Origin of the sequence: Bacillus sp. 17RED48 (genome assembly GCF_019837545.1) — a bacterium.
GTDB lineage: Bacteria > Bacillota > Bacilli > Bacillales > Bacillaceae_G > Bacillus_A > Bacillus_A wiedmannii.
Map to the genome: position 1 here is coordinate 13,570 of NZ_JADAXG010000017.1, position 25,702 is coordinate 39,271.

Genomic DNA, 25,702 nt, shown 5'->3' on the forward strand with positions numbered 1-25,702 from the left:
CATTGAGTAGACGAAGAGGTGTCATGTCAAATCAATTTAAAGAAGAGCTTGCAAAAGAGCTAGGCTTTTATGATGTTGTTCAGAAAGAAGGCTGGGGCGGAATTCGTGCGAAAGATGCTGGTAACATGGTGAAACGTGCTATAGAAATTGCAGAACAGCAATTAATGAAACAAAACCAGTAGTTGTAAGATACTTTCTATGCTACGGTAGCCGAGGAGTGATTCCTCGGCTTTTTGTACTCGAAAAGGTGCCATCATTTTACATAAGTAGTTTCATTCTGAATGCTTTTCGTTATAATTAGGGAAGTGTCATCGTCTTACTATAAATTTATGGTAAAATAAACGATAAAAGATTGAGTACATAGAGTGGGTGAATAGATTGAAGCTACTAGTGAAAGCACCAGCAAAGATTAATCTGTCGTTAGATGTACTGGGAAAAAGACAAGACGGATATCATGAAGTGAAAATGATTATGACAACAATTGATTTAGCGGATCGTTTAGAACTAATGGAATTAGCAGAAGACCGTATTGAAATTTTATCCCATAATCGGTATGTCCCAGACGACCAAAGAAATTTAGCTTATCAAGCAGCGAAATTATTAAAAGAGAAGTTTAATGTGAAAAAAGGCGTATCTATTACTATTGAAAAAACGATTCCAGTAGCAGCTGGATTAGCAGGTGGAAGTAGTGATGCAGCAGCGACATTACGTGGCCTTAATAAATTATGGAATTTAGGGCTTACAATTGATCAGTTAGCAGAGCTTGGCGCAAAAATTGGATCAGATGTATCGTTTTGTGTATATGGTGGGACAGCAATTGCCACTGGAAGAGGAGAGCAAATTGAGCACATAAAAACTCCGCCTTCTTGTTGGGTTATTTTGGCGAAACCCCATATTGGTGTATCTACTGCTGATGTGTATGGAAATTTAAAGTTAAATCGAGTTACACATCCAAATGTAGATAAAATGGTTAACGTCATAAATGCTGGGGACTACAAAGGGATTTGTGATACTGTTGGTAATGTTTTAGAAGATGTAACGTTTGCGATGCATCCTGAAGTTGCACGTATTAAGGCACAGATGAAGCGATTTGGGGCGGATGCCGTATTAATGAGTGGAAGTGGCCCAACTGTATTTGGTCTTGTGCACCATGATTCGCGAATGCATCGTATATATAATGGATTAAAAGGATTTTGTGAACAAGTATACGCAGTACGTTTATTAGGAGAGCGAGAAACGCTTGAATAAAGACGTATAATACGTTATGATTTGTTTAGAATATTCGTGATTTGAGGTGAGAGTATGAAAATTAGACGAAGTACAAGATTAGTCGATATGACGTATTACTTGTTACAAAACCCTCGTCAGCTAGTTTCTCTCACTTTTTTTGCTGAAAGGTATCAATCAGCTAAGTCTTCCATTAGTGAAGATTTAGTTATTATTAAGCAAACGTTTGAACAACAAGGGGTCGGCACATTGCAAACGGTACCAGGAGCAGCAGGAGGAGTGAAATATATACCATATATAAGTGAGGAAGAGGCAGATCTAATTATTAGTGAGCTTTGTAGCTTATTTGAAAATCCAGGTCGTATTTTGCCTGGTGGTTACTTATATATGACAGATCTTTTAAGTAATCCTCGCCATATTAATGGCGCAGGTCGTTTGTTTGCTTCTGTTTTTGCTAGGCAACCAATTGATGCGGTTATGACGGTGGCAACGAAGGGGATTCCACTTGCTTATGCGGTGGCAAATTACTTAGATGTACCGGTAGTAATTGCAAGGAAAGATAATAAGGTAACAGAAGGTCCAACTGTTAGTATTAACTATGTATCAGGTTCTTCTAAGCGAATTCAAACAATGACGTTAGCAAAGCGTAGCCTTCCAGAGGGATCAAATGTTTTAATTATTGATGACTTTATGAAAGCTGGCGGGACAATTCAAGGTATGATGAGTATGTTAGAAGAGTTTAAGGCTAATGTTGTTGGTATTGGTGTATTAGTAGAATCCACGGATATTGAAGAACGACTAATTAATAATTTTGTATCATTAATTCGTCTATCAGAAGTTGATGTGAAAGAAAAAGCGATTCAAGTGGAAAAGGGAAATTATTCACTGGCACCATTTGATGAAGGGCTTGTAGAGGCTGAGTAAAAAGGTAAAGCAGATCGCTTTATCTTTTTTTTATTCTATTTATAAATTATAAAATAGATGGACAAACTGCTTTTCGTGCACTATTTTTAAAGAGTAAAAATAAATAATAAAAGGGTGAAAAAATATGAAAGTTGTTCAAACAAGCAATGCACCACAAGCAATTGGACCATATTCACAAGGGATTATTGTAAATAATATGTTTTACAGTTCAGGACAAATTCCGTTAACTGCAAGTGGAGAGCTTGTAGCAGGAGACGTGACAGTACAAACAGAGCAAGTATTTCAAAATTTACAAGCGGTATTAGAAGAAGCAGGTGCTTCATTTGATACAGTAGTAAAAACAACAGTATTCTTAAAAGATATGGATGATTTTAATGCTGTTAATGAAGTATACGGCTCTTATTTCTCTACTCATAAGCCAGCGCGTTCTTGTGTGCAAGTAGCAAAATTACCGAAAGATGTTTCGATTGAAATCGAAGTAATTGCCCTAGTTAAGTAATCTTTTGTAAGCGATAACCTCCACTAATCTCTATATTCAATTACATTAAAAATTTTTATCTTAAAAATTTTTAAAAAATTAAAGGGAAAATAGAAAATTTGTGGAATTTATACAAATATATCGCTTATTTAGAAAAGGGTGGTGAACACAAGATGGAAGTGACTGACGTAAGATTACGCCGCGTAAACACAGAAGGCCGCATGAGAGCAATTGCCTCTATTACTCTAGACCATGAATTTGTTGTTCATGATATTCGTGTAATTGATGGTAATAATGGATTATTTGTAGCAATGCCAAGTAAACGTACTCCAGATGGAGAATTCCGTGACATTGCACATCCAATTAATTCTAATACACGCTCTAAAATTCAAGATGCGGTTTTAACAGAGTATCATCGTTTAGGCGAGTTAGAAGAGGTTGAGTTTGAAGAAGCGGGTGCTTCGTAAAATTCGAATGAAAAGGGCTTTTTAAAGAAATCCCTATAATTTTGCAACAAACTCCTGTAAGCATTTACAGGAGTTTGTTTTTTTTGTGGTTTTATCTATTTTTCGCACGGAAAATTCTGAATTCTTTAAAGTGAAGAGGAAAACTTCTAATTTTTTCAAAATCATTTTAAATAGTATAGCTTATTTCTTAAAAAAGATACTAAAGAGTAAAACATCGTATAAGAATTATGGTAAAATTTAATAGTTAAAATGTGTTTCTTGAAATATATGATGATTTAGGATAATATCGTTAATGGATAAATAGGTTGCGATGGAGGGTCTATATGTCAAACAGATTTGCAGTGATTCTAGCTGCAGGCAAAGGCACACGTATGAAGTCTAAGCTATACAAAGTGCTTCATCCTGTATGTGGAAAACCTATGGTACAACATGTTGTCGATCAAGTAACGCAATTAGGATTGCAGAAACTTGTAACAGTCGTAGGACATGGTGCTGAAATGGTACAAGAACAGCTAGGAAACGTAAGTGAGTTTGCATTACAAGCAGAACAACTTGGTACAGCACATGCTGTAGATCAAGCTGCAAGTGTACTTGCAAACGAAGAAGGAACAACTTTAGTTATTTGTGGTGATACGCCGCTAATAACTGCTGAAACGATGGAATCATTGCTTCAGCAACATAAAGAGGCAGGGGCAATGGCAACGGTGCTAACAGCTTACATAGAAGAACCTGCTGGATATGGTCGTATCGTTCGTAATGAGAATGGTCATGTTGAAAAGATTGTTGAGCATAAGGATGCAAATGAGAAAGAATTAGCTATTAAAGAAATCAATACAGGTACGTATTGTTTTGATAATAAAGCTTTATTCGCCTCACTTTCTAAAGTTTCAAATGATAACGTACAAGGTGAATATTACCTGCCAGATGTTATTGAGATTTTAAAAAATGAAGGTCATATCGTATCAGCTTATCAAACAGAGCACTTCGATGAAACGTTAGGTGTTAACGACAGAGTCGCTCTATCGCAAGCGGAAATTATTATGAAAAACCGTATCAACCGAAAGAACATGGTAAATGGTGTTACAATTATTGATCCAAGTAACACGTATATTTCTGCTGATGCGATTATCGGTAGTGATACAGTTCTTCATCCAGGAACAATTATTGAGGGGAATACTGTAATTGGTTCTGATTGTGAAATTGGACCGCATACAGTAATTCGCGATAGTGAAATTGGAGATCGTACAACAATTCGTCAATCTACTGTACATGATAGTAAACTTGGTACAGAAGTATCGGTTGGTCCATTTGCACATATTCGCCCAGATTCAGTTATTGGAGATGAAGTACGCGTTGGAAACTTCGTGGAAATCAAAAAAACTGTTTTTGGTAATAGAAGTAAAGCTTCACACTTAAGTTATATCGGGGATGCACAAGTTGGAGAAGACGTGAATCTTGGTTGTGGTTCAATTACGGTGAACTATGACGGTAAGAATAAATTCAAAACTGTGATTGGTAACGGGGTATTTATTGGATGTAATTCAAACCTTGTTGCTCCTGTAACAGTTGAAGATGGTGCTTATGTGGCAGCAGGCTCTACAATTACAGAGAATGTTCCATCAAAAGCATTATCTGTAGCACGTGCACGTCAAGTTAACAAAGAAGACTATGTTGATCAATTGCTGAATAAGAAAAAATCATAATGTGGAGGGTTAATCTAGATGTCGACTCAATATCTAAATTCTAATTTGAAAGTATTCTCTTTAAACTCTAATAAGGAACTTGCTGAGCAAATTGCAAAGCACATTGGAGTAGGACTAGGAAAATGTTCTGTTGATCGTTTTAGTGATGGAGAAGTTCAAATTAACATTGAAGAAAGTATCCGTGGTTGCGATGTATTCATTATTCAATCTACAAGCTTCCCAGTAAACGAACATATCATGGAATTACTTATTATGATCGATGCATTAAAGCGTGCATCTGCAAAAACAATTAATATTGTTATTCCTTACTATGGTTATGCGCGTCAAGACCGTAAAGCGCGTTCTCGTGAACCAATTACATCGAAACTTGTAGCAAACTTGCTTGAAACAGCAGGTGCAACTCGTGTAATCACTCTAGATTTACATGCTCCACAAATTCAAGGGTTCTTTGATATCCCAATCGACCACCTAATGGGTGTACCGATCCTTTCAGATTACTTTGAAACAAAAGGTCTTAAAGATATCGTAATCGTGTCACCTGACCACGGTGGGGTAACTCGTGCTAGAAAAATGGCAGATCGTCTAAAAGCACCAATCGCTATTATTGATAAGCGTCGCCCTCGTCCGAACGTATCAGAGGTAATGAACATTATCGGTAATATTGAAGGTAAAACAGCAATTTTAATTGATGACATCATTGATACAGCTGGTACAATTACATTAGCAGCAAACGCTCTTGTTGAGAACGGTGCTTCTGAAGTATATGCTTGCTGTACACACCCAGTATTATCTGGTCCAGCAATTGAGCGTATCCAAAATTCAAATATTAAAGAGTTAGTTGTAACGAACTCTATCGTATTACCAGAAGAGAAGAAAATCGACAAAGTACATGAACTTTCAGTTGCTCCACTAATCGGAGAAGCAATCATTCGTGTATACGAAGAAGAATCTGTAAGTGTATTATTCAATTAATTGGATAGAATGAGACGTAACCAAGATTGGTTACGTCTTTTCGTATCGAAAAAAGAAAGTAGTGGTACAAGAATGAAATTGATAGTAGGACTTGGGAACCCGGGTAGAGAATATGAATTAACAAGGCATAATATTGGATTTATGGCGATTGATGAACTTGCAAAGCGTTGGAATATTTCTTTGAATGAACAAAAATTTAAAGGAATATTTGGTGCAGGATTTGTTAATGGAGAAAAAGTAATCTTATTAAAGCCACTTACATATATGAATTTATCTGGGGAAAGTATTCGACCACTCATGGATTACTATAAAATTGATGTTGAAGACTTCGTTGTTCTGTACGATGATTTAGACATCCCTGTAGGTAAATTACGCCTTCGTATGAAAGGTAGTGCTGGTGGACATAATGGTGTGAAATCAACAATTTCACATTTAGGAACACAAGAGTTTCAACGTATCCGCATGGGAATTGATCGTCCGAAAAATGGCATGAAGGTAGTAGATTACGTATTAGGACGTTTTACATCGGAAGAAATTCCTGATGTGAGTCATTCTATTGAAAAAGCAGCGGATGCATGTGAAGAATGGTTAAATAAACCTTTTCTTCAAATCATGAATACCTTCAATAGTTAAGGGTATGATTGGGAATATTTTGTCTTATTTTTACCCATACTAGTAGTAATTGGATTTTTAGGAGGCTAGTATGGAAGGTTATTATTATTGCAGACATTGCGGGAGTAATGTAGGCTCCGTTACTGCAGAAAAAGTGTATAGCGACGTTTTATTTCAACTAACAGAGCAAGAAGTAGTAGAGATGATTCATTTTCATGAGAATGGAAATATATATATAAAAACGATTTGTGAATCGTGTCAAGAAACGCTCGCATCTTATCCTGAGTATTATGAATATGAAAAATTTCTGCAATAAAATGTTGTCGCTTTGGCATGTCCAAAGCATTTTTCTGTTTTCTTTTTCCAAAATATTTGCATAAAATATAGTGGCTTGCTCTTTATGTTGAGAGGGGTTTTGAAAATGATAGGTTTATTAGAGCAATTTTATAAAAATGAAGAGATCCAATCGGTTATTAATGGACTAGAAGATGGTTTAAAAGAACAACTTGTATCAGGTATGGCAACCTCTTCTCGTTCGTTATTAATGGCGGCCTTATATAAAAAAACAAAAAAATCACAACTTATTGTGACGCATAATTTATATCAAGCACAAAAAGTGCATGAAGATTTAGTGGCGTTACTTGGTGAAAAAGATGTGTGGTTATACCCAGTAAATGAATTGATAGCATCAGAAATTGGTGTTGCAAGCCCAGAATTGAAGGCGCAACGTATTGAAGTATTGAATCGTTTAGCGGCAGGAGAGAACGGGATTATTGTAGCGCCAGTTGCAGGACTACGCAGATTTTTACCAATGAAAGAGTTGTGGAAGCAAAGGCAAATCGAAATCAATCTAGGGCAAGAGATTGATTTAGATACATTCTTGCATACTTTACATCATATTGGTTATGAGCGTAAGTCGATGGTAGAAGCTCCTGGGGAATTCAGTTTGCGTGGGGGAATATTAGATATTTACCCATTAACTGAAGAGTTACCATTTCGTATTGAATTTTTCGATACAGAAGTTGATTCTATTCGATTATTTGATGTGGATGAACAGCGCTCTCAAGATAAAAAAGAAAGTGTTAGATTTGGTCCAGCAACAGAGTTTTTATTTTCACAGGAAGAATTGAAGTCGGGAATTGAGCATCTTGAGGAAGGCTTGACTAAGACGATGCAAAAACTTTCCGATGATAAATTGAAGACTACAGTGCTTGAAACGGTAAGTCATGAAATTGAGATGTTAAAAAACGGGCAAAGTATAGAACAGATGTTTAAATATTTATCTATTTTCTATAAAGAACCTGCTAGTCTTATAGATTATTTACCAGAAGATGGTATTGTGGTTTTAGATGAGATTTCCCGTATTCAAGAAACAGCATCACATCTTGAAACAGAAGAGGCGGAATGGTATATATCACTTCTTGGTGAGGGAATAATTATTCAAGATTTATCTTTCTCACACTCGTTTGAGGAATTTCTTCATCATAAAAAAAGAAGTTTTGTATATTTAACGTTATTCTTACGTCATATAGCACATACACATCCGCAAAACATTGTGAATGTGACATGTAAAACAATGCAAGATTTCCATGGGCAGATGCAGTTGTTGAAAACTGAAATTGATAGATGGAACGAAGGGCATTTTACGACTGTTGTGCTCGGCACAGATGATGAACGTGTAAAAAAACTACAACATATTTTAAGTGATTATGATATTGAGGCAGATATCGTAGAGGGCACAGACATATTATTGCCTGGAAGGTTACAAATTGCTGTAGGTGATTTACATGCAGGATTTGAAATGCCGATGCAAAAGCTTGTTGTTATTACTGAAAAAGAGCTTTTTCATAAGAAAGTTAAAAAATCACAACGTAAGCAGAAGTTATCTAATGCTGAACGTATTAAAAGTTATTCGGAATTAAAAGTTGGAGATTATGTAGTTCATGTAAATCATGGTATAGGTAAATTCTTAGGTATCGAGACATTAGAGATTAATGGTGTTCATAAAGATTACTTGAATATTAAATATCAAGGTAATGATAAGTTATACGTTCCAATTGAACAAATTGACCAAGTGCAGAAATATGTAGGATCTGAAGGTAAGGATCCAAAAGTTTATAAATTGGGCGGAAATGATTGGAAAAAGGTCAAAACGAAAGTTGAAAAATCTGTACAAGACATTGCGGATGACCTAATTAAACTATATGCTGAGCGCGAAGCTTCAAAGGGTTATGCATATACACCAGATACGGCAGAACAACAAGAATTTGAATCTTCTTTCCCATATCAAGAGACAGAGGATCAATTACGTTCTATTGAAGAGATTAAGAAAGATATGGAACGTGGACGTCCGATGGATAGGCTTCTTTGTGGTGATGTAGGATATGGAAAGACGGAAGTAGCTATCCGTGCGGCATTTAAGGCAATTATGGATGAAAAACAAGTTGCAATTTTAGTGCCGACAACGATCCTTGCACAACAACACTATGAAACAATTCGAGAGCGTTTTCAAGATTATCCAATCAATATAGGATTATTAAGTAGATTCCGTACGAGAAAACAGCAAAATGAAACAATTAAAGGCTTAAAAGATGGTACGGTAGATATCGTAATCGGAACGCATCGTATTTTATCTAAAGATGTTACTTATAAAGATTTAGGTCTTCTTATTATTGATGAAGAACAAAGGTTTGGTGTAACGCATAAAGAAAAAATTAAACAATTAAAAGCAAATGTTGACGTGTTAACATTAACGGCAACTCCGATTCCGCGTACACTCCATATGTCTATGCTTGGTGTGCGTGACTTATCTGTTATTGAGACACCACCAGAAAATCGTTTCCCAGTCCAAACGTATGTAGTAGAGTATAACCCAGCGTTAATGCGAGAAGCGATAGAACGAGAGCTTGCAAGAGGTGGGCAAATTTACTTCCTATATAATCGTGTGGAGGATATCGAAAGAAAAGCGGATGAAATTTCGATGTTAGTTCCAGACGCGCGTGTAACTTATGCGCATGGGAAAATGAACGAAGGTGAATTAGAGTCTGTTATGCTATCGTTTTTAGAAGGGCAGCATGATGTTCTTGTAAGTACAACAATTATTGAGACGGGTGTAGATATTCCGAATGTAAATACGTTAATTGTATTTGATGCAGATCGTATGGGACTATCGCAGCTGTATCAGCTTCGTGGTCGTGTTGGACGTTCTAATCGTGTTGCATATGCATACTTTGCATACAAACGAGATAAAGTGTTATCAGAAGTTGCAGAGAGGCGTCTGCAAGCCATTAAAGAGTTCACAGAGCTTGGGTCAGGTTTCAAAATTGCAATGAGAGACTTATCCATTCGTGGTGCAGGCAACTTGTTAGGAGCCGAACAGCATGGATTTATTGATTCTGTCGGATTTGATCTATATTCTCAAATGTTAAAAGATGCAATTGAACAGCGTAGAGGAACAGATGGGGTTGAAAATACAGTTAATGTTGAAATTGATTTAGAAGTAGATGCATATTTACCAGATGCTTATATTTCAGATAGTAAACAAAAGATTATGATGTATAAACAGTTTAGAGGTGTTTCTGCAATTGAGGATATTGAAGAGTTGCAGGAAGAGATGATAGATAGATTTGGTGATTATCCGCAAGAAGTTGGTTACTTATTGCAAATTGCAAATATTAAAGTATTGGCAATGAAAGAACAAATTGAGTTAATTAAGCAAAATAAATTTGAAGTGACAATTCTGTTCTCAGAACAAGCAAGTCAAAATATTGATGGCGGAAAATTATTCATGCTTGGAAATAGTTTTGGACGTATGATTGGTCTAGGAATGGAAGGATCGCAATTGAAAATCGTTATGAAAACAAATGGTTTAGAGACATCGAAGTGGTTAACAATTGCTGAAAATTTATTAAAAGGCCTGCCAGATGTAAAAAAAGAAGTCATAAATGCCTAATATAAGATAAAAAAATACAATTCGGCGTGCATAGAAGAACTAATGTGTAAAATACTATGTCTAACAGTTGGTGATTTTTACATGAACAGGTAAATTCACCACTTTGATCATCAGTAGAAAGTGAGGCAGCATTAGAATGAAAGCAACTGGAATCGTACGTCGAATTGATGATTTAGGTAGGGTAGTAATTCCGAAGGAAATTCGTAGAACTTTACGTATTCGAGAAGGAGACCCACTAGAAATATTTGTTGATCGCGATGGAGAAGTGATTTTGAAAAAATATTCTCCAATTAGTGAACTAGGTAATTTTGCAAAGGAATATACGGAAGCTTTATACGATAGCTTAGGACATAATGTGCTTGTATGCGATCGTGATTCTATTATCGCAGTAGCAGGCGTATCTAAAAAAGAATACTTAAATAAAAGTGTTGGCGATTTAATTGAGAAGACAATGGAAGAGCGTAAGTCTGTAATTATGACAGATGAAAGCGAAATTTCAATTATTGATGGAGTAACAGAAAAAGTGAGTTCCTATACAATTGGCCCGATTGTTGCGAATGGGGATCCAATTGGAGCTGTTGTTATCTTCTCTAAAGAGGCTATTATAAGTGAAGTAGAGCATAAGTCAGTAAATACAGCTGCAAGCTTTTTAGCGAAACAAATGGAGCAGTAAGGCTATATGGAATTTTAGAAGTAGCAATCTTTCCTAATTATGATATTTCTTCTTGAGAAATCAAATATTTGGAGATATATGTATATTGAATGAAGGTAGCGCTTTGCTACCTTTTTTCGTTGAACATTTCTATCGTTGCGCGAACGTATTATTACTCGTGTAGGCAAGGAAGCTTGTCCTTTTCTTTATGATATAATACGAGGGGTGAGAATAGAAAAAGGAGTTTTCTTGTATGGAATCAAAGAAGTATCAAGCCTTTTGGCGTGGGGCTATTATATTAACAATCGCAAGTTTTGTTACAAAGGTATTAAGCGCTTTTTACCGTATTCCATATCAAAATATAGCGGGTGATATTGGTTTTTATATTTACCAACAAATTTATCCGTTTTATGGATTTTGTTTAATTTTAGCTACTTATGGGTTCCCCATTATAATTTCAAAAATGGTTGCGGAACGATTAGAGCGAGGGAAACAACAAGAAGCAGAAGAAATTATCTGTGTATCTTTTTGGTTTTTATTGGGAATTGGTTTCGTAGGCTTTTTTACATTGTTTTTTGGTGCCGAAACAATTGCAGCAGCCATGGGTGATATACACTTAGATAAGTTATTACGTGTTATTTCATTTTCATTCATATTGATGCCGTTTTTATCTGTAGCAAGAGGATATTTTCAGGGATTCAATAATATGATGCCAACAGCTGTTTCGCAAGTGATAGAACAAACGATTCGTGTTTCTATTATTGTATTTTTATCTCTATTCCTAATTGCTCGCGGATTTGATTTATATACAGTCGGTGCAGGTGCTATGTTAGGTTCAATCGCAGGCGGACTGATTGGGATTATCGTACTTGTACTTTATATGCGTCATGACTTTCGTTCTATATTTTTCAAGAGTGTAAAGAGAATTAAGGGGAAAAAGAGGATCATTAAAATTCTGTTTTGGCAGGGATTGGCGATTTGTGTTAGTAATTTAGTACTTATTTTTATACAAATGGCTGATTCCATTTCCTTCTATTCCTTACTTATTGGGGCAGGAGAACAAGCTGAAAGTGCAAAGGTATTAAAAGGTGTTTACGACAGAAGTATCCCGCTTATGCAATTAGGTACTGTCGTGACAACTTCTTTCTCATTGTCACTTATTCCAATTATTACAGCGGCGAAGGAAAGAGGAGATCTTTCCTTTATTCGAGAAAAGGTAAAGTTAGCAATGAAAATAACATTTGTTATTGGATTTGCAGCTGCCATTGGATTAACTTGTATTATTCAGCCTACGAATATTATGTTGTTTGAAAATAGTGATGGGTCAGATGTTTTATCCATTTTATCTTTATCTATTTTATTTAGTTCATTGTCGATTACAACTGCTTCTATTTTGCAAGGGTTAGGACAAACATTAAAGCCAGCAATATTCGTTATATTTGGGGGTTGTTTAAAGTTAGCTTTAAATTATACATTAATGCCGTATTTTGGTGTGAAGGGAGCTGCAATTGCAACACTAGTTGCGTTAATTGTAATTTCTGTGCTAAATAGTGCATTACTTATGCAAGCTGTATCTGAATCGCTTATCGATAAGCGTAATATGTTAGGTGTAGTTATTAGTGGTATCGGTATGGGGTTTGTATTAATAATATTTATACGTGTGATGCAAATGTCTGGATTAGTAATTGATACAACGCATAGAGGAATTGCAACACTTGAGGCATTGTTAGGTGTAGCTATCGGTGGATTAACATATGTGTTTTTAATTTTAAAATTACGTGTATTTACAAAAGCGGAAATAGGAACCGTTATGAAAAAAGAGAAAAAAGAAGGTTTATTGAAGAAGAGTGGATAGAGGTGGCAGGTTGTGAGTGGAATCATTACTATTTTAGGGTTAGGTGCTGGTGAGTTAGATCAGTTAACGATGGGTGTATATCGAAAAATAAAAGAAGCAGATCACATGTTTGTTAGAACGAAGGAACATCCCGTTATAGAAGAGTTGGAGAAAGAAGGTATACAATATACAGCCTTTGACAGTGTATATGAAGCGCATGATACATTTGAAATTGTATATGAAACAATCGCGAATACATTGCTAGAACAAGCTGAAGGCACAGAAATCATCTATGCCGTGCCAGGGCATCCGCTTGTAGCGGAAAGAACGGTTCAGCTACTGTTGGAAAAAGGCGAAGTAGCGAATGTTGAAGTGCGCATTGAAGGTGGACAAAGTTTCCTTGATCCTATGTTTGCGAGTCTAAAGATTGATCCGATTGAAGGATTCCAATTAATTGACGCCACATCATTTGAAAGAGGACAATTAGAATTACGTCAACATTTAATCTTTTGCCAAGTATATGATGCATTCGTTGCGTCTGATGTGAAATTAACATTAATGGAGATGCTATCAGATGATTATGAAGTGTATATCGTAACAGCTGCAGGGACTTCGTTTGAACAAGTTAAAAAGGTACCGTTGTACATGTTAGATCATGAAACAGAGTTGAATAATTTAACGAGTGTATATGTACCACCAGTTAAAGAACGTGCGTCCTTGTATCAACAGTTTGATGTGCTTAGAGAAATTATTGCAGACCTTCGTGGACCGAATGGTTGTCCGTGGGATAAAAAGCAAACACATCAATCTTTAAAGAAGTATTTAATTGAGGAAGCTTATGAAGTGTTGGAAGCAATTGATGAAGAGGATGATGATCACTTAGTAGAAGAACTGGGTGATATATTATTACAAGTTATGTTGCATGCTCAAATCGGGGAGGATGAAGGTTGGTTCTCTATAGATGATATTATTCGAACTTTATCTGAGAAAATGGTTCGCCGCCACCCGCATGTATTTGGGAATACGGATGTAAATAATGCTGATGAAGTAATTGCCAATTGGGAAGAAATTAAAAAACAAGAAAAAGGATTCGTGAAAGAATCTGTTTTAAATGGGGTTCCAAAAAGTTTGCCACAATTACTACGCGCCTATGAAATCCAGAAAAAAGCTGGCAAAGTTGGTTTCGATTGGGTTGATGTACAACCGATGATAGAGAAAGCCTTAGAAGAATGGCAAGAGTTCCAGCAAGAAGTTACAAATATGGATGAGGCGAAAATGTTAGGTGAATTTGGCGATTTACTATTTGCGTTTGTGAATATAGCTCGTCATTATAAAATAGATCCCGAAGAGGCGTTACGTTCAACGAATGAGAAATTCGTCGGTCGTTTCTTATACATGGAAGCAAAGGTAGCTGAAATGAATAAAGATATGCAAGATTTATCATTAGAGCAGTTAGATGTTTTATGGGAAGAGGCAAAACAAACAGAGCGTTAATAGGGGGATTTGATATGCGTCTAGATAAGTTTTTAAAAGTATCACGTTTAATTAAAAGAAGAACATTAGCGAAAGAAGTAGCTGATCAAGGAAGAATATCAATTAATGGTCAAGTGGCAAAAGCGAGTTCAGATGTGAAAGTAGCTGATGAATTAACAATTCGTTTTGGTCAAAAAATAGTAACTGTAAAAATAAACGAATTGAAAGAAACGACTAAAAAAGAAGATGCAGCAAATATGTATAGTTTAGTTCGCGAAGAAAAAGTAAAGGCTGAAGAAGGCTTGTTCTAAAATCAATTATCCCTTCATACATTACTAATAGCTAGTATAAATCTATGGGGGGATTTACGTGAATAATGGTTACTCACCTATGTCTTCTAATCAACAAAATGTTTCGGTAGAGCATGATATTATTATGCGTGGCAGGCGTGTAATTGATATTACCGGTGTAAAGCAGGTAGAGAGTTTTGATAGCGAGGAGTTTTTACTTGAGACCGTAATGGGTTTTTTAACAATTCGTGGTCAAAATTTACAAATGAAAAATTTAGATGTAGAAAAAGGTGTTGTATCGATTAAAGGGAAAGTTCATGAGATGCTGTATATTGATGAGAATCAAGGGGAGAAAACTAAAGGATTCTTTAGTAAGTTGTTTAAATGAGCCTAACAATTCAGTTGTATACGATGCTCTCAATGATCGGAATGGGTGCTTGGATTGGAGCGTCTTTAGATACATACCAACGATTTTTAAAGCGGCAAGAACGTAAACGTTGGCTTGTATTTATACATGATATACTATTTTGGATTGTCCAAGCATTATTCGTTTTTTATGTATTGCTTCTTGTAAATGAAGCTGAACTACGTATATATGTATTTTTGGCATTATTATGTGGTTTTGCGGCGTATCAAAGCTTATTGAAAGCACTATACATGAAACTGTTAAATTTTCTCATCTATATTTTTATGCAAACAACACATTTTTTTGTTCAAATTATAAAGCTACTCATGATAAAACCTGTTATTATTATAGCGCAGCTATTTATTGCATTTATATTATTCTTATTTCGTATACTGCTTTCAATTGGACATGTGTTATGGAAAATGGTGATTTGGATATTACTTTTCATATGGAAAGTTTTTTTCTGGCCTGTTCGATTTATTGCTTCGCTCATATGGAAACTTCTCCCTAATCGTGTTAAACTTTTTATAATGAAACATGTAGGGTTCCTGCAATATATAGCAAAATTGAAGGGACACATCTTCCAATTATGGGAGCGTATAAAAAAGAAGTTAGGGGGACCTCGGAAATGAGGGAACTGAGACAAAGAACAATCGAAAAACAGAGTCCAAATCCTGTTAAAGAGCATATAATACAAACGGATGAGAACAGGAAGCGACTTTATCGCCGTTTAGCGGTTTTTCTTGTCTTTGCTTTTACAATTATTGCGAGTATTAGTGTAACGTTTTATCAACAAAACAGTTCCATTAGAGCAAAAGAAGCAAAAGTTAAGGACATGAAAAAAGAACTGGATTCATTAACGAATAAAGAAAAGAGTCTAAAAGACGAAGTTCAAAAGTTAAATGATGAAGAGTACGTATTAAAGATTGCTAGAAGGGATTATTTCTTCTCTGGAAAAGGGGAGATAATTTTTCCTGTTTCTAAGTAGAGTATGTCTTATTGACACTATATTTTAGGATTATATATAATAAAGTAAAATTTGACTTTTTAACCACTAAGGAGGAGCATTTTTTTTATGTCAATCGAGGTAGGCAGCAAGTTACAGGGTAAAGTAACAGGTATTACAAATTTTGGGGCTTTTGTGGAGCTGCCAGAAGGCTTAACGGGTCTTGTTCATATTAGTGAAGTTGCTGATAATTATGTGAAAGATATTAACGATCACTTAAAAGTGGGCGACCAAGTAGAAGTAAAAGTTATTAACGTTGAAAAAGATGGCAAGATCGGTCTATCTATTAAAAAAGCGAAAGAGCGTGAAAAAACAGAAGGAGATCGTCCACGTGGTGAATACCAACGCGGTGGCGGTGGCGATCAACAACGTTCTGGACGTCCACAACGTAATCGTTCTTTCAACAGAGATAACCGTGGTGGCGGTAACGAACGAGCTCCAAAAGAAACATTCGAGCAAAAGATGGCACGTTTCTTAAAGGACAGTGAAGATCGTTTAACTTCTTTAAAGCGTAACACAGAATCTAAACGTGGTGGCCGTGGCGCACGTCGCGGATAATAAGAACGTTTAATTCTTAGCATATAGAGAGGTACCCAGGGCGATTGCTCGGGGTGCTTTTTTATATGTGAAAATATATTTTTAAAAAAGTTTTCAAGATGTGTTGACTTTAAAATATATCTGAGGTAAGATACTAATTGTCCGTTAAATAAGACGACATGGCGGTGTAGCTCAGCTGGCTAGAGCGTACGGTTCATACCCGTGAGGTCGGGGGTTCGATCCCCTCCGCCGCTATATTTAATTTAACGGCCCGTTGGTCAAGTGGTTAAGACACCGCCCTTTCACGGCGGTAACACGGGTTCGAATCCCGTACGGGTCATCCTAAAAAGATCATGCAAATTTGCATGATCTTTTTTTGTTAAATAAATTAAGACATACAACACTTCTACAAAATCACCCTATATTTTCTGAATGTTCAATTAAAATAGTGAGAATAAATTACATACCGTGTATATATGTAGAGTTATTTCGAATAAAAAGTCGAACGATTATAAAAGTGAAAACTGTTGTTTTGACAAAAATCCCAATAATCATCTTTTATAATGACAGTAATTAAACTATGCAGGTGGTGTTAAAAATATGCCTAAAGCAGGAAGGAATACTATGAATACAAGTGCATTGGCAATGAATGAGAGTCAGCTTGGAGCAGTAAAGTGGACGAGTAAGTTGCGAATGAAGTTTGAGCAGGTTTTCTTTAGATGGGGATTTATTATTGTTGTTATTGGTTTTCTTTTGGGACGAGCGTATATATTAACAAACATTTTACCGTTTGCACTGCCGTTTTTTGCTGCTGTTTATGTTATGAAGCGGGATAAAATGCCGCTCGCGTTCTTGGCTCTTATGGGGGGCGCACTTTCAGTTTCGATAGATAATTTATTCTTTACCTTTGCATCTATTTTTACTTTCTTCATTTATAATATCTTCTTTAGTCGGTTTACACGTAAAACTGTTGGACTTGTTCCATTCCAAGTATTTATCTCCGCATTAACCGCACATTTAGTTGTCGTATATTTCGCGCAACAAACTGTCACCATGTACGATTTACTCGTTAGTACGATTGAGGCAGGGCTTAGCTTCGTATTAACTATGATATTTTTACAAAGTGTTCCGCTTTTAGTAGAACGAAAAGGTAAACAACAAGCGCTAGAGACAGAAGAAATTGTTTGTTTAATTATATTACTAGCATCTGTTTTAACAGGTACAACAGATTGGTTTGTATATGACGCTTCTATTCAACATATTTTTACTAGGTATTTAGTGCTCGTGTTTGCATTTATCGCGGGGGCTGCTACAGGATCTACAGTGGGGGTGGTCACTGGATTAATATTAAGTTTAGCCAATGTCTCCAGTTTGTCTCAACTTAGTCTACTTGCTTTTTCTGGGTTGCTTGGTGGTTTGTTAAAAGAAGGGAAGCGTTTAGGTGTTAGTTTAGGTTTATTAATTGGGACGAGCTTGATTACGCTATATGTAGACAAGCAAACAAACATTGTGACAACTTTAATTGAATCTGGTGTGGCGATTGTGTTCTTCTTATTAACACCGAAACTTGTTATGGATCGTATTGCTAAATTCATGCCAGGCACACAGGAACATTCACAAGATCAACAACAGTATTTAAGAAGGATGCGTGATGTTACAGCGAATAAAATTAATCAATTTGCCAATGTATTTGCTGCTTTATCTAATAGCTTTTCTGTATATGGATATGTGGAGGAGGAAGATAAAGAGACAGAAGCGGATTTGTTCTTAAGTACAATTACTGCAAAAACATGTCAAACATGCTTTAAAAAGGACCAATGCTGGGTAGTTAATTTCGACAAAACGTACGATTATATGAAACAAATAATGAGTGAAACGGAAGAGGGGACGTTGCAGCATAATCGGAAGTTAGTTCGTGAATGGGACAAGCATTGTGTGAGAGGGAAGAAAGTGACGGATTTAGTAGCGGGTGAATTAGATCACTTCTATGAAGGACAAAAATTACGAAAACAAATGAAAGAAAACCGTAGAATAGTAGCGGAGCAACTATTAGGTGTATCAAAAGTTATGGAGGATTTTGCTAAGGAGATCCAAAGAGAACGAGAAAATCATCAAGTGCAGGAAGAACAGATTATGCAAGCGTTTCGTGATTTTGGCGTAGAAGTAGAGCATGTTGATATATATTGTTTAGATAGAGGAAGTATTGATATTGAAATGTTGATTCCGGTTGCATCTAATGAACATGGAGAATGTGAAAAGTTAGTTGCGCCGATGCTTTCTGATATTCTAAAGGAAAATATTGTTGTTAAACATGAAGAAAAATCTTCTTATCCGAACGGCCACAGCTTAATATCATTTGGTTCAGCAAAAACGTATTCTCTTGATACTGGGTTGGCCACAGCTGCAAAAGGCGGTGGGTTTGTTTCTGGTGACTCTTATGCGATGATGGATTTGAGTGTTGGTAAATATGCGCTTGCAATTAGTGATGGTATGGGAAATGGGCAAAGAGCTCATATGGAGAGTAAAGAAACGGTGAAATTATTACAAAAAATACTTCAATCAGGCATTGATGAGGAAATAGCGATTAAATCTATCAATTCTATTCTTTCTTTAAGAACAACAGAAGAGATGTTTACGACGTTAGATTTAGCTATGGTGGATTTACGGGATGCGAGTGCGAAATTTTTAAAGATTGGATCGACGCCGAGTTTTGTTAAACGCGCGAATAATATTTTGAAAATTGAGGCGAGTAATTTACCGATGGGGATTATTGAGGATGTTGAAGTTGATGTAGTAGGTGAACAATTAAAAACGGGCGATATCCTTATTATGATGAGCGATGGGATTTTCGAAGGAGCGCAACATGTAGAGAATCACGAGCTATGGATGAAACGAAAAATTAAAGAATTACAAACCGAAGATCCGCAAGAAATTGCTGATATCATTATGGAAGAGGTGATTCGCTCTTGTGATGGTTATATAAATGACGATATGACTATCGTTGTGGCGAAAGTGAAGAAAAATATGCCGAAGTGGGCTACGATTCCAATTGTAGGAATGCAGGCACAATAAATTTTAAGTGTGATGTTTCTTTATCACTGTTTCTTTCTAAAAACCTAGGTGGATGCCTAGGTTTTTTTACTTTAAAAGATAATGTTATTATTTTTGTGAATATGTACGGATGATGTAAGATAAAAATGTAATTTTTGTATATCTTTTTTTTGCACAATGTTTGTAAAAGTTGTACCATTATAAACAAGGTAACTAACGTTGCTGTTCTTGTTTAATGAAAGGTGATTACGAAGTTGAAAGATACATTTGTTGAAAAGGTAGATGACTTTGTAAAGCAGCATGATGTATTAAAGGAACGTTCAACAATTGTTGTAGGGGTTTCTGGTGGTCCTGACTCTTTGGCTCTTCTATATTATTTGTTAGAAAAAAGAGCAGCAAAACAGTTTGAAATTGTAGTGGCACATGTGGATCATATGTTTAGAGGTGATGAATCTCATGAGGACCTACAGTTTGTGCAGGACCTTTGTAAAGGGCTGGGAGTTATTTGCGAAACGATAAGGATTAATGTGTCGCAATATCAACAGCAACACGGAATGAATGCACAGGTTGCTGCTAGAGAATGCAGATATGCATTTTTGGAAAGAATAATGAAGAAATATGATGCGAGATATGTAGCTCTTGGACATCATGGTGATGATCAAGTAGAGACGATTTTAATGCGCCTTGTACGAGGGAGTACTCCGAAAGGATATGCAGGAATTGCAGTGAAGCGTCCTTTTCATAATGGATATTTAATTAGGCCGTTACTTGGAGTAACGAAGGAAGAGATTGTTGATTACTGTAATAAGCTAAAAATAATTCCCCGTATAGATCCAAGTAATAAAAAGGAAGTATATACAAGGAATCGATTACGTAAATATGTTCTTCCTCATTTGAAAGAAGAAAATTCACAAGTGCATGAGAAATTCCAAAAATTTAGCATGCAAATGCAAGAGGATGAGGCGTATTTGCAGGAATTAGCTTTTGAGAAAATGAATAAAGTAATTACAAAAAAAAGTGATAAACAAATTAGCTTATCAATTCCTGCCTTTGAATCCATGTCTATGTCTTTACAAAGAAGAGGGATTCAACTAATATTAAACTATCTTTATGAATATAAGATTCCATCTTCTCTTTCCTCTATACATATTGACAAAGTGATTGAGTTTTTTAAGCGGACACAACCTTCGGGTTCACTTGATTTTCCAGGTGATTTAAAAATTGTTCGCGCATACGAAGAGTGCAGCTTTGGATTTAAACAAGGAATTGTTTCTCCTTTTTTACAAGATTTATCAGTGCCCGGGACAATTACGCTATCGAACGGGGATAAGTTTGTAACAGAGGTGAGCGAAGACATACCAAGTAACATGAATGAAACAGTATTTGTTGCTAAGTATAATGATATATCATATCCACTTCGTATTCGTTCTAGAGAAAATGGAGATCGCATGTCAATACAAGGTATGAATGGCACAAAAAAGATAAAAGCTATCTTTATCGAAGCGAAAGTACCAAGAGAAAAAAGAGAAGAATGGCCGGTCGTTTGTGATGCAAGTGGGAATATTATTTGGGTACCCTTGTTGAAGCGATCTGCATTTGCTATCTCGAAAGAGACGGCAAAGAAGGATAAATATATGATTATTCACTACAAAAGCAAGGAGTCTTCCGGGAGGATAATGAAATGATGAATCAAGATATCGAAAAAGTATTAATTTCTGAAGAACAAATACAAGAAAAGGTGCTCGAATTAGGCGCAATTATTGCAGAGGATTATAAAAACACAGTACCTCTTGCGATTGGCGTATTAAAGGGCGCGATGCCATTCATGGCAGATTTATTAAAGAGAACAGATACATATCTTGAAATGGACTTTATGGCTGTATCTAGTTATGGTCACTCTACCGTTTCAACAGGCGAAGTGAAAATTTTAAAAGACCTTGATACTTCTGTAGAAGGTCGCGATATTTTAATCGTTGAAGATATTATTGATAGCGGTCTTACGCTAAGTTACTTAGTAGACCTATTTAAATATCGTAAAGCGAAGTCTGTAAAAATTGTTACGTTATTAGATAAGCCGACAGGCCGCAAGGTAGATTTGAAAGCGGATTATGTTGGATTTACTGTTCCGCATGAATTTGTTGTAGGATATGGATTAGATTATAAAGAGCAGTACCGTAATCTTCCTTATGTAGGAGTATTAAAACCAAGCGTTTACTCAAATTAATTAAATACAGGCGTTACAATTGTATAGGAAAGTTTTTCTATGTTACGATTTACAATAGTGTTTATGCCGTGAGAGGAGGTTAGGAATGAATCGTATCTTCCGTAATACCATCTTTTATTTACTGATATTCCTAGTAGTAATTGGAATCGTGAGCTATTTTAATGGTTCGACGCAAAAAACGACATCAGTTAGCTACGATAAATTCATTACTAAACTAGAAAAAGGTGAAGTGCGTAATGTGCAACTTCAACCGAAAAATGGTGTATTTGAGGTAAAAGGACAATTTAACAACTCTAGCCAAGGAGAACAATTTGTTACTTATGCACCAAATACTGAGGAATTACAAAAGAAAATTAATGACAAAGCGCAAGGTGCTGAAGTTAAGTATCAACCAGCAGAAGAAACAAGTGCTTGGGTAACGTTCTTTACTTCTATCATTCCGTTTGTCATTATCTTCATTTTATTCTTCTTCTTATTAAACCAGGCTCAGGGCGGCGGTAGCCGTGTTATGAACTTCGGGAAAAGTAAGGCGAAGTTATATAATGACGAAAAGAAAAAAGTTCGTTTCAGAGATGTTGCTGGAGCGGATGAAGAGAAACAAGAGCTTGTTGAGGTAGTTGAATTCTTGAAAGATCCTCGTAAGTTCGCTGAAGTTGGTGCTCGTATTCCGAAGGGTGTTCTATTAGTAGGACCTCCAGGTACAGGTAAAACTTTACTAGCACGTGCCGTTGCAGGTGAGGCTGGCGTTCCATTCTTCTCTATCAGTGGTTCTGATTTCGTAGAGATGTTCGTTGGTGTCGGTGCATCACGTGTACGTGATTTATTCGAAAATGCAAAGAAAAATGCTCCTTGTATCATTTTCATTGATGAAATTGATGCAGTAGGACGTCAACGTGGCGCAGGTCTTGGTGGTGGCCATGATGAGCGTGAGCAAACGTTGAACCAATTACTTGTTGAAATGGATGGATTCGGTGCAAACGAAGGTATTATTATCATTGCTGCAACAAACCGTCCCGATATTCTTGATCCAGCGTTATTACGTCCAGGTCGTTTTGACCGTCAAATTACAGTAGATCGTCCAGATGTAAATGGCCGTGAAGCTGTACTGAAAGTACATGCTCGTAATAAACCGCTTGATGATCATATCAACTTAAGAGCAATTGCAACTCGTACACCAGGGTTCTCTGGTGCTGATCTTGAAAACTTATTAAACGAAGCTGCTTTAGTAGCTGCGCGTCAAGATAAGAAGAAAATTGATATGAGTGACATTGATGAAGCAACGGATCGTGTTATTGCAGGTCCTGCTAAGAAAAGTCGTGTTATCTCTGAAAAAGAACGTAATATCGTTGCATTCCATGAAGCTGGCCATACTGTAATTGGTGTTGTCCTTGATGAAGCAGATATCGTTCATAAAGTAACAATTGTCCCTCGTGGTCAAGCTGGTGGATATGCAGTGATGCTTCCGAAAGAAGATCGTTACTTCATGACAAAACCAGAGTTACTTGATAAAATCACTGGTTTACTTGGTGGTCGAGTAGCTGAAGAGATTGTGTTTGGTGAAGCAAGCACAGGTGCTCACAACGACTTCCAACGTGCGACTGGTATTGCAAGACGTATGGTTACGGAATTCGGTATGAGTGATAAGCTTGGACCAATGCAATTCGGTAGCTCACAAGGTGGTCAAGTGTTCTTAGGAAGAGACTTCCATTCAGAACAAAACTACAGTGATGCAATTGCACATGAAATCGATGTGGAAATGCAAACTATTATAAAAGAATGTTATGCTCGCGCGCACCAAATTCTTACTGAAAAACGTGATAAGCTAGATATTATTGCGAAAACGTTACTTGAAGTAGAAACGTTAGATGCAGAGCAAATCAATCATTTATATGATTACGGCAGATTGCCAGAGCGTCCAACATCTTCAGATGATGTGAAAGTAAACATCAATATGAAGAAGGACGATGAAGAATCAGAAGATAAGTAAGAGATGAAGGAGTGACGATGGTCACTCCTTTTTTTATTTGTGGAACGAAATGAAGTAGAAAAAGAATTTAAATAAATTGGGTATTAAAAATTGAAATAGAGCGTAATCTTTTTGTAAAATGATGAGGATAGAAAAGCTGATTATATAAGTATGTGTGATATGATGTTTTTATAAGTTTTATACATACTGCACAAATATAGATTAAATAAGATAAGTGGTGAGAATATGATTTTTGTATTGGATGTAGGGAACACAAATGCTGTACTAGGCGTGTTTGAAGAGGGGGAACTTCGTCAACACTGGCGCATGGAAACAGATCGTCATAAGACAGAAGATGAATATGGAATGCTTGTCAAGCAGTTGCTTGAGCATGAAGGTCTTTCGTTTGAAGATGTGAAAGGTATTATCGTGTCTTCAGTCGTACCACCAATTATGTTTGCTTTAGAGCGCATGTGTGAAAAGTATTTTAAAATTAAACCGCTTGTAGTAGGTCCTGGAATAAAAACAGGGCTAAATATTAAATATGAAAATCCACGTGAAGTAGGCGCGGACCGAATTGTAAATGCGGTAGCAGGAATCCACTTGTATGGAAGTCCGCTTATTATTGTCGATTTCGGTACGGCTACTACATATTGTTATATTAACGAAGAAAAGCATTATATGGGTGGAGTTATTACGCCGGGAATTATGATTTCAGCAGAGGCTTTATATAGTAGAGCGGCAAAACTTCCTCGTATTGAAATTACAAAACCAAGCAGTGTTGTTGGAAAGAATACGGTAAGTGCAATGCAATCTGGTATTCTTTATGGTTATGTTGGACAAGTGGAAGGTATTGTTAAGCGTATGAAAGAGGAAGCTAAACAAGAACCGAAAGTTATTGCAACAGGTGGATTAGCGAAATTAATTTCAGAAGAATCGAATGTAATTGACGTTGTAGATCCATTTTTAACATTAAAGGGTTTGTATATGTTATACGAGCGTAATGCAAATTTACAGCATGAGAAAGGTGAATAAATGAGTATGAAAGATTATTTAGTAAAAGCGTTAGCGTTTGATGGGGAAGTGCGTGCATATAGTGTACGTACTACAAACACAGTAAGTGAGGCGCAAAGACGTCATGATACATGGAGAACAGCTTCAGCGGCACTTGGTCGTTCTTTAACTGCAGGTACAATGATGGGCGCGATGTTAAAAGGTGACCAAAAGTTAACGATTAAGGTAGAAGGTAATGGTCCGATTGGTCCCATCTTAGTAGATGCTCATGCAAATGGGGATGTACGTGGTTATGTAACGAATCCACATGTTGATTTTGAAGGAACGGAACAAGGAAAATTACGTGTATATCAAGCGGTAGGTACTGAGGGATTTGTAACAGTAATTAAAGATATTGGTATGCGTGAGCCGTTTATTGGTCAATCTCCAATTGTTTCAGGAGAATTAGGGGAAGACTTCACGTATTATTTTGCAGTTTCTGAGCAAACACCTTCTTCTGTAGGAGTTGGCGTTCTTGTAAATGGAGATGACAGCGTATTAGCGGCAGGTGGATTTATCCTTCAAATTATGCCAGGTGCACAGGAAGAAACAATTTCATTCATCGAAGATCGTTTGCAAAAAATTCCTCCTGTATCAACGTTAATCGAACAAGGGCTTTCTCCAGAAGAGTTACTGTATGCAGTTCTTGGAGAAGATAAAGTAAAAGTATTAGAAGTGATGGATGTTCAATTTAATTGCACATGCTCACGCGAACGTATTGAGAGTGTGTTAATTAGTTTGGGTAAAACAGAGTTAGAGCAAATTCGCGAAGAAGAAGAAGAGACAGAAGTTCATTGTCATTTCTGTAATGAGCGATACAAGTTTTCTAAAGAAGATATTACAAATTTAATTGAGAGTTTGTCATAAGGGAAGTG

At 36.3% G+C, this 25,702-nt stretch carries 24 protein-coding genes and 2 tRNA genes; all 26 read left to right on the plus strand.

Annotated features, from left to right (window positions below; translation table 11 throughout):
• The first annotated feature begins 2 nt into the window (after positions 1 to 2).
• Positions 3 to 182 (plus strand): acid-soluble spore protein SspF, encoded by a 180-nt coding sequence (gene sspF / locus ILT06_RS30805; protein WP_001985066.1) that lies wholly within the window; start codon positions 3 to 5, stop codon positions 180 to 182.
• A gap of 196 nt (positions 183 to 378) precedes the next feature.
• A complete protein-coding gene (gene ispE, locus ILT06_RS30810; RefSeq protein WP_000772096.1) occupies positions 379 to 1,248 on the plus strand; it encodes a 4-(cytidine 5'-diphospho)-2-C-methyl-D-erythritol kinase in 870 nt (289 codons plus the stop codon).
• Positions 1,249 to 1,302: 54 nt separating this feature from the next.
• A complete protein-coding gene (purR, locus tag ILT06_RS30815; RefSeq protein ID WP_064475153.1) occupies positions 1,303 to 2,151 on the plus strand; it encodes a pur operon repressor in 849 nt (282 codons plus the stop codon).
• A gap of 124 nt (positions 2,152 to 2,275) precedes the next feature.
• On the plus strand, positions 2,276 to 2,650 hold the full coding sequence (locus tag ILT06_RS30820) for a RidA family protein (RefSeq protein WP_000869826.1): 375 nt from the start codon (positions 2,276 to 2,278) through the stop codon (positions 2,648 to 2,650).
• Positions 2,651 to 2,802: 152 nt separating this feature from the next.
• Positions 2,803 to 3,096: a septation regulator SpoVG gene (gene spoVG / locus ILT06_RS30825; RefSeq protein WP_000454042.1), complete on the plus strand. Its 294-nt coding sequence runs from the start codon at positions 2,803 to 2,805 to the stop codon at positions 3,094 to 3,096.
• A gap of 323 nt (positions 3,097 to 3,419) precedes the next feature.
• Positions 3,420 to 4,799 carry a bifunctional UDP-N-acetylglucosamine diphosphorylase/glucosamine-1-phosphate N-acetyltransferase GlmU gene (gene glmU, locus ILT06_RS30830; protein WP_064475154.1) on the plus strand — a complete coding sequence of 460 codons (1,380 nt, stop codon included), beginning with the start codon at positions 3,420 to 3,422 and terminating at the stop codon, positions 4,797 to 4,799.
• Between the two features lie 18 nt (positions 4,800 to 4,817).
• Positions 4,818 to 5,771: a ribose-phosphate diphosphokinase gene (locus ILT06_RS30835; protein ID WP_000107420.1), complete on the plus strand. Its 954-nt coding sequence runs from the start codon at positions 4,818 to 4,820 to the stop codon at positions 5,769 to 5,771.
• Positions 5,772 to 5,843: 72 nt separating this feature from the next.
• Positions 5,844 to 6,404, plus strand: coding sequence for an aminoacyl-tRNA hydrolase (gene pth / locus ILT06_RS30840; protein WP_078183735.1), 561 nt, complete (start codon positions 5,844 to 5,846; stop codon positions 6,402 to 6,404).
• A 70-nt stretch (positions 6,405 to 6,474) separates the two neighbouring features.
• Positions 6,475 to 6,699 carry an anti-sigma-F factor Fin family protein gene (locus ILT06_RS30845; protein WP_000399441.1) on the plus strand — a complete coding sequence of 75 codons (225 nt, stop codon included), beginning with the start codon at positions 6,475 to 6,477 and terminating at the stop codon, positions 6,697 to 6,699.
• A gap of 105 nt (positions 6,700 to 6,804) precedes the next feature.
• Positions 6,805 to 10,335, plus strand: a complete 3,531-nt coding sequence (gene mfd, locus ILT06_RS30850; protein ID WP_064475156.1) for a transcription-repair coupling factor — start codon at positions 6,805 to 6,807, stop codon at positions 10,333 to 10,335.
• A 136-nt stretch (positions 10,336 to 10,471) separates the two neighbouring features.
• Complete coding sequence (gene spoVT, locus ILT06_RS30855) at positions 10,472 to 11,008, plus strand: stage V sporulation protein T (protein ID WP_000648312.1); 537 nt, start codon at positions 10,472 to 10,474, stop codon at positions 11,006 to 11,008.
• Positions 11,009 to 11,240: 232 nt separating this feature from the next.
• Positions 11,241 to 12,842 carry a putative polysaccharide biosynthesis protein gene (locus ILT06_RS30860; protein WP_154131842.1) on the plus strand — a complete coding sequence of 534 codons (1,602 nt, stop codon included), beginning with the start codon at positions 11,241 to 11,243 and terminating at the stop codon, positions 12,840 to 12,842.
• Between the two features lie 12 nt (positions 12,843 to 12,854).
• A complete protein-coding gene (yabN, locus tag ILT06_RS30865) occupies positions 12,855 to 14,315 on the plus strand; it encodes a bifunctional methyltransferase/pyrophosphohydrolase YabN (RefSeq protein ID WP_149174191.1) in 1,461 nt (486 codons plus the stop codon).
• 14 nt (positions 14,316 to 14,329) lie between these two features.
• Positions 14,330 to 14,605, plus strand: coding sequence for an RNA-binding S4 domain-containing protein (locus ILT06_RS30870; RefSeq protein ID WP_001234876.1), 276 nt, complete (start codon positions 14,330 to 14,332; stop codon positions 14,603 to 14,605).
• Positions 14,606 to 14,663: 58 nt separating this feature from the next.
• Positions 14,664 to 14,972, plus strand: coding sequence for a sporulation protein YabP (gene yabP, locus ILT06_RS30875; RefSeq protein ID WP_001059101.1), 309 nt, complete (start codon positions 14,664 to 14,666; stop codon positions 14,970 to 14,972).
• Positions 14,969 to 15,622, plus strand: coding sequence for a spore cortex biosynthesis protein YabQ (yabQ, locus tag ILT06_RS30880; RefSeq protein WP_016085301.1), 654 nt, complete (start codon positions 14,969 to 14,971; stop codon positions 15,620 to 15,622). Before yabP ends, yabQ begins: the two co-directional genes overlap by 4 nt.
• Positions 15,619 to 15,978 (plus strand): cell division protein DivIC, encoded by a 360-nt coding sequence (gene divIC / locus ILT06_RS30885; protein WP_001208737.1) that lies wholly within the window; start codon positions 15,619 to 15,621, stop codon positions 15,976 to 15,978. The genes yabQ and divIC overlap by 4 nt, the downstream gene beginning before the upstream one ends.
• An 87-nt stretch (positions 15,979 to 16,065) precedes the next feature.
• The gene (locus tag ILT06_RS30890; RefSeq protein WP_000021454.1) at positions 16,066 to 16,554 is read left to right on the plus strand and encodes a S1 domain-containing RNA-binding protein; all 489 of its coding nucleotides are present in this window, start codon (positions 16,066 to 16,068) and stop codon (positions 16,552 to 16,554) included.
• Positions 16,555 to 16,714: 160 nt separating this feature from the next.
• A tRNA-Met gene (locus ILT06_RS30895) sits at positions 16,715 to 16,788 on the plus strand.
• Between the two features lie 13 nt (positions 16,789 to 16,801).
• A tRNA-Glu gene (locus ILT06_RS30900) sits at positions 16,802 to 16,873 on the plus strand.
• Positions 16,874 to 17,133: 260 nt separating this feature from the next.
• Entirely contained in the window at positions 17,134 to 19,605 is a 2,472-nt protein-coding gene (gene spoIIE, locus ILT06_RS30905) for a stage II sporulation protein E (protein ID WP_064475159.1), read from the plus strand.
• A 233-nt stretch (positions 19,606 to 19,838) separates the two neighbouring features.
• Positions 19,839 to 21,269, plus strand: a complete 1,431-nt coding sequence (gene tilS, locus ILT06_RS30910; RefSeq protein WP_098102976.1) for a tRNA lysidine(34) synthetase TilS — start codon at positions 19,839 to 19,841, stop codon at positions 21,267 to 21,269.
• Entirely contained in the window at positions 21,266 to 21,808 is a 543-nt protein-coding gene (gene hpt, locus ILT06_RS30915) for a hypoxanthine phosphoribosyltransferase (RefSeq protein ID WP_000981838.1), read from the plus strand. The genes tilS and hpt overlap by 4 nt, the downstream gene beginning before the upstream one ends.
• Before the next feature lie 85 nt (positions 21,809 to 21,893).
• Positions 21,894 to 23,795: an ATP-dependent zinc metalloprotease FtsH gene (gene ftsH / locus ILT06_RS30920; RefSeq protein WP_016085296.1), complete on the plus strand. Its 1,902-nt coding sequence runs from the start codon at positions 21,894 to 21,896 to the stop codon at positions 23,793 to 23,795.
• Positions 23,796 to 24,020: 225 nt separating this feature from the next.
• Positions 24,021 to 24,809 carry a type III pantothenate kinase gene (locus ILT06_RS30925; RefSeq protein ID WP_000578367.1) on the plus strand — a complete coding sequence of 263 codons (789 nt, stop codon included), beginning with the start codon at positions 24,021 to 24,023 and terminating at the stop codon, positions 24,807 to 24,809.
• A gap of 6 nt (positions 24,810 to 24,815) precedes the next feature.
• Positions 24,816 to 25,694 (plus strand): redox-regulated molecular chaperone HslO, encoded by an 879-nt coding sequence (gene hslO / locus ILT06_RS30930; RefSeq protein ID WP_088047084.1) that lies wholly within the window; start codon positions 24,816 to 24,818, stop codon positions 25,692 to 25,694.
• Positions 25,695 to 25,702 lie beyond the last annotated feature (8 nt).

Coding starts and splice junctions, on each gene's coding strand:
- purR (WP_064475153.1), top strand. CDS start 1,303: ATGAAAATTAGACGAAGTACAAGATTAGTCGATATGACGTATTACTTG.
- ILT06_RS30820 (WP_000869826.1), top strand. CDS start 2,276: ATGAAAGTTGTTCAAACAAGCAATGCACCACAAGCAATTGGACCATAT.
- spoVG (WP_000454042.1), top strand. CDS start 2,803: ATGGAAGTGACTGACGTAAGATTACGCCGCGTAAACACAGAAGGCCGC.
- glmU (WP_064475154.1), top strand. CDS start 3,420: ATGTCAAACAGATTTGCAGTGATTCTAGCTGCAGGCAAAGGCACACGT.
- ILT06_RS30835 (WP_000107420.1), top strand. CDS start 4,818: ATGTCGACTCAATATCTAAATTCTAATTTGAAAGTATTCTCTTTAAAC.
- pth (WP_078183735.1), top strand. CDS start 5,844: ATGAAATTGATAGTAGGACTTGGGAACCCGGGTAGAGAATATGAATTA.
- ILT06_RS30845 (WP_000399441.1), top strand. CDS start 6,475: ATGGAAGGTTATTATTATTGCAGACATTGCGGGAGTAATGTAGGCTCC.
- mfd (WP_064475156.1), top strand. CDS start 6,805: ATGATAGGTTTATTAGAGCAATTTTATAAAAATGAAGAGATCCAATCG.
- spoVT (WP_000648312.1), top strand. CDS start 10,472: ATGAAAGCAACTGGAATCGTACGTCGAATTGATGATTTAGGTAGGGTA.
- ILT06_RS30860 (WP_154131842.1), top strand. CDS start 11,241: ATGGAATCAAAGAAGTATCAAGCCTTTTGGCGTGGGGCTATTATATTA.
- ILT06_RS30870 (WP_001234876.1), top strand. CDS start 14,330: ATGCGTCTAGATAAGTTTTTAAAAGTATCACGTTTAATTAAAAGAAGA.
- yabQ (WP_016085301.1), top strand. CDS start 14,969: ATGAGCCTAACAATTCAGTTGTATACGATGCTCTCAATGATCGGAATG.
- divIC (WP_001208737.1), top strand. CDS start 15,619: ATGAGGGAACTGAGACAAAGAACAATCGAAAAACAGAGTCCAAATCCT.
- ILT06_RS30890 (WP_000021454.1), top strand. CDS start 16,066: ATGTCAATCGAGGTAGGCAGCAAGTTACAGGGTAAAGTAACAGGTATT.
- spoIIE (WP_064475159.1), top strand. CDS start 17,134: ATGCCTAAAGCAGGAAGGAATACTATGAATACAAGTGCATTGGCAATG.
- hpt (WP_000981838.1), top strand. CDS start 21,266: ATGATGAATCAAGATATCGAAAAAGTATTAATTTCTGAAGAACAAATA.
- ftsH (WP_016085296.1), top strand. CDS start 21,894: ATGAATCGTATCTTCCGTAATACCATCTTTTATTTACTGATATTCCTA.
- ILT06_RS30925 (WP_000578367.1), top strand. CDS start 24,021: ATGATTTTTGTATTGGATGTAGGGAACACAAATGCTGTACTAGGCGTG.
- hslO (WP_088047084.1), top strand. CDS start 24,816: ATGAAAGATTATTTAGTAAAAGCGTTAGCGTTTGATGGGGAAGTGCGT.